The 2,917-nt window shown below is 31.2% G+C and carries 4 protein-coding genes and 1 pseudogene; all 5 read right to left on the bottom strand.

Translation table 11 applies throughout. From position 1 onward, the window contains the following. Positions 1 to 38 precede the first annotated feature (38 nt). A complete protein-coding gene (locus AC1DJR_RS24590; protein ID WP_477003722.1) occupies positions 39 to 827 on the bottom strand; it encodes a hypothetical protein in 789 nt (262 codons plus the stop codon). A 54-nt stretch (positions 828 to 881) separates the two neighbouring features. After that, positions 882 to 1,148, bottom strand: a complete 267-nt coding sequence (locus tag AC1DJR_RS24585; RefSeq protein WP_429688804.1) for a hypothetical protein — start codon at positions 1,146 to 1,148, stop codon at positions 882 to 884. Between the two features lie 300 nt (positions 1,149 to 1,448). Then, a complete protein-coding gene (locus tag AC1DJR_RS24580) occupies positions 1,449 to 1,766 on the bottom strand; it encodes a DUF4176 domain-containing protein (protein WP_429688803.1) in 318 nt (105 codons plus the stop codon). A 1-nt stretch (position 1,767) separates the two neighbouring features. Then, on the bottom strand, positions 1,768 to 2,028 hold the full coding sequence (locus AC1DJR_RS24575; protein ID WP_000363091.1) for a hypothetical protein: 261 nt from the start codon (positions 2,026 to 2,028) through the stop codon (positions 1,768 to 1,770). A gap of 26 nt (positions 2,029 to 2,054) precedes the next feature. Continuing rightward, positions 2,055 to 2,917 (bottom strand): annotated as a pseudogene (locus AC1DJR_RS24570) (lipase); the annotation flags it as partial.

Raw genomic sequence — 2,917 nt, 5'->3', positions numbered from 1 at the left:
ATATATTCTATTCCAATTTTCAGAAWCCAAAACTTATTTTATTTCTTTCGCTTGCTTTTTTCCCTCTCTTCATAAAGCTTTACTCTTTTCTGACGTTCTCTTTCATRTYCCTCCYAYRAAATRTAAAATRATGGAAAWTTAAATCTACAATAGGCTAGTAATTGGAACTCAGCTGCACCTATGGCTACCGCGTACATTATTAGAGTTCCTCCCGCATACAATCCTAAAATATTTAGTGTATAATCATTATGCACATAAATTAAAATGAGAAGAGTTAACACATACATTAGAGCACACTTAATTGCAATCCTCTTTGTTTTACTAAAAAATGAAGAGGATTCTTCTCCCGTATTAAATGCCCCTTTACTTGCCTGTCTAAAAGTATCAATAGTCGCTAAAATATGTAAAATAACTGCACCTAAAAATAATAACCCGACATACATTAATGCAACTTGATCAATTGAATAATTTGACATTCCTGGAATTATCAACATTGTAAATGTTATAGTGCCTAACTGAAACGCATATAATAGTACCACGAGTGTTTGTAGTTTCTGAAATTTAAATGGCATCTTAGGAAACAGATAAATAATTAAAAAAATTACTTGAAGACTATAAAGCACTAACTCAAGGCTAACAATTATTTTATCAAAGAGAGTCGGGTAATAACTCCAACCAAACCTTATTAACCCTCCAATAAGAAAAAACATTATTAATGAAATAAAAAACAGCGTTCCAAACATAAACCCTGTAGCCCAATCGGGACTTAAGCGATTCTTGCAAGTGCTTTTAAATTCATTCAAATCTTCTTCTTTTATATTCCACATATAATTACACCATCTTTTCTAAAATCATGTAATAACTCTATATTTGTAGACACGCTAAGAGTAAATAAACATAAAATATAACAATAATATTGATATTAACCCTATCCCACCGCCCAACACCCCTCCATATTCTTTTAGATATATGCAAAGAAATATACTACCAATGAAAAATATTATTCCAAAGATAACAATCCATTTCCCCAAAAACTCTGCTACTTTATATAGAATTAAAAAGATAAACATGATTCCAACAATAATAGGTACTATTACACTCTCAAAAAAACCTTTTTCTGTTTTTGCAGTTTTGGAATCTTTATTCAAGATATTACATTCTTCTCTTTACTAGGTAATTTATGAATAATGTATTCATTCTATCTTCAATATAAGTTTACGAGTATCATTTACAACTTTCATTTCAGTTTTTGTTTCGCTTTTGTTCTTTCTCTCTTATTCTTTTCCTATTTGCTATAAATTCTTGACGTTCCTTTTCTTGTTGTTCCCACTTAATATTAGATATTTAGATTCTTATTCAATCAAAAATAGACTTTCCTCTTTCCATATTGGAAGAGGAAAGTCTATTTATTTCTAAATATATTATAGCCCTTGTTTTATTAATAATTGTTACTTATTATTTTCAGCCTTGTTCTTTATCGTTTTTACAAATTCATTTCGCCATATTTTAAAATTATGAGCAAATTTTCCTTCAATAGAATTTTTATACCCTTCAAATTTCACTTCTAAAATATGAAAGTCATTGAATAATTTATATGTCTCTGCCGTCAAACCTACTGGGTGTAATACCCCACCATAATCATAGAAAGTGTCTTCATCGAGAAGTATTCCTCTTGTAGTAATTACATACTCTACATCTTTATCTTCCTCAGTACTCAACCTCACTACACTTCCTAAAGGCAAAACTTTCTCCATATAATCTTTCATATTAATTCACCGACCCTTTTAATACGATAATTTTCTCTTCTATTTTTTGTCGCCTTTTTTCTAATTGGCGGATACGATCAATAAAAGCATCACGTGTTTTACCTTGCAAACTATTATCAATACTACTTTCTAATCTTCTAATATCTCCTGTCAAAGATACAGCTGCTTTTTCAAGTTGCATAACAACGTTAATAATTTGATCTCGCCCACCACTGTCCGGAAATGTACTATGAACCCTCGACATTATCATATGTAGATCCATCCTCATAACCCCTCCCTTAACATTTGTCAATAATAGGAAACTGAAGCTAACTCTTCATCTTTTGCCATCATAGAAATTACTGCATCTGTTACATCTTGACTTAACTCTTTTAAATCATTTGAAAGGCCATTCACATCTCTGGAAATCTCCACCAATAATGAACGATTTATCCCTCTATTACCATCATTCATAAAATAGTTTAATAATGATTGGCGATGGCTTCTTACATAATCTCCAGCAATTGAAGCAATATTCGTATCAATTTCAAAGTCACCTTTAAATACATCTAAAATATCTTGTACAAGAGAAGATGCTACTTCTTTTGCAATTGCTATAATTTCATCACGGGATAAATAAAGAATGATGCATCCTACTAAAAAATCTACAGCTGCGTTAAATACTGATTCTAACACTTCAAGTACCTTTTCCTTACATTTTGCTAATTTATTCTCTATCCAATCCACAGCCGCATTCACCTGATTTCTAACTTCTTGTATAACTTCCTTACTAAATTTCAAAGCTTTTTTTCCTGTTTCTACACCTATACTTGCTATTTTTGTTGCTAGAGCACTAGTATCTCCCACTACTGTTATTGCAACTAGAATTGCACTGACTGGGGTTCCATTTACCACTAAATCCACTACAACTTCTTCTGTTGTACTTAATGATTTTTTCCCAGTGATTCCTTTATATAGGTCCCCAGCAGATTCTGATATTTCTAAAAAACCAAATTTCCAATCAAATCCTGTTTCGCTAACCTTTTTCAATTTATCTATTGCTACATTCCCATTCCCAGAATAAAATTTTGGATCATATAAAAAAGAATGCCCTTCCCCATTTTCCATTTTATAAACCTGTCCAGGTATTACAAAATCTGCGGCTTTAACGG

This window comes from Bacillus sp. 05T31, from assembly GCF_056396725.1.
The sequence above is the reverse complement of the archived record's forward strand: the minus strand, read 5'-3'. Positions and strand labels throughout refer to the sequence as shown.

What these genes read in the sequence shown, in the direction of transcription:
- AC1DJR_RS24580 (WP_429688803.1), bottom strand. Translation starts at nt 1,766, where the DNA reads ATGAAAGATTATATGGAGAAAGTTTTGCCTTTAGGAAGTGTAGTGAGG.
- AC1DJR_RS24575 (WP_000363091.1), bottom strand. Translation starts at nt 2,028, where the DNA reads ATGGATCTACATATGATAATGTCGAGGGTTCATAGTACATTTCCGGAC.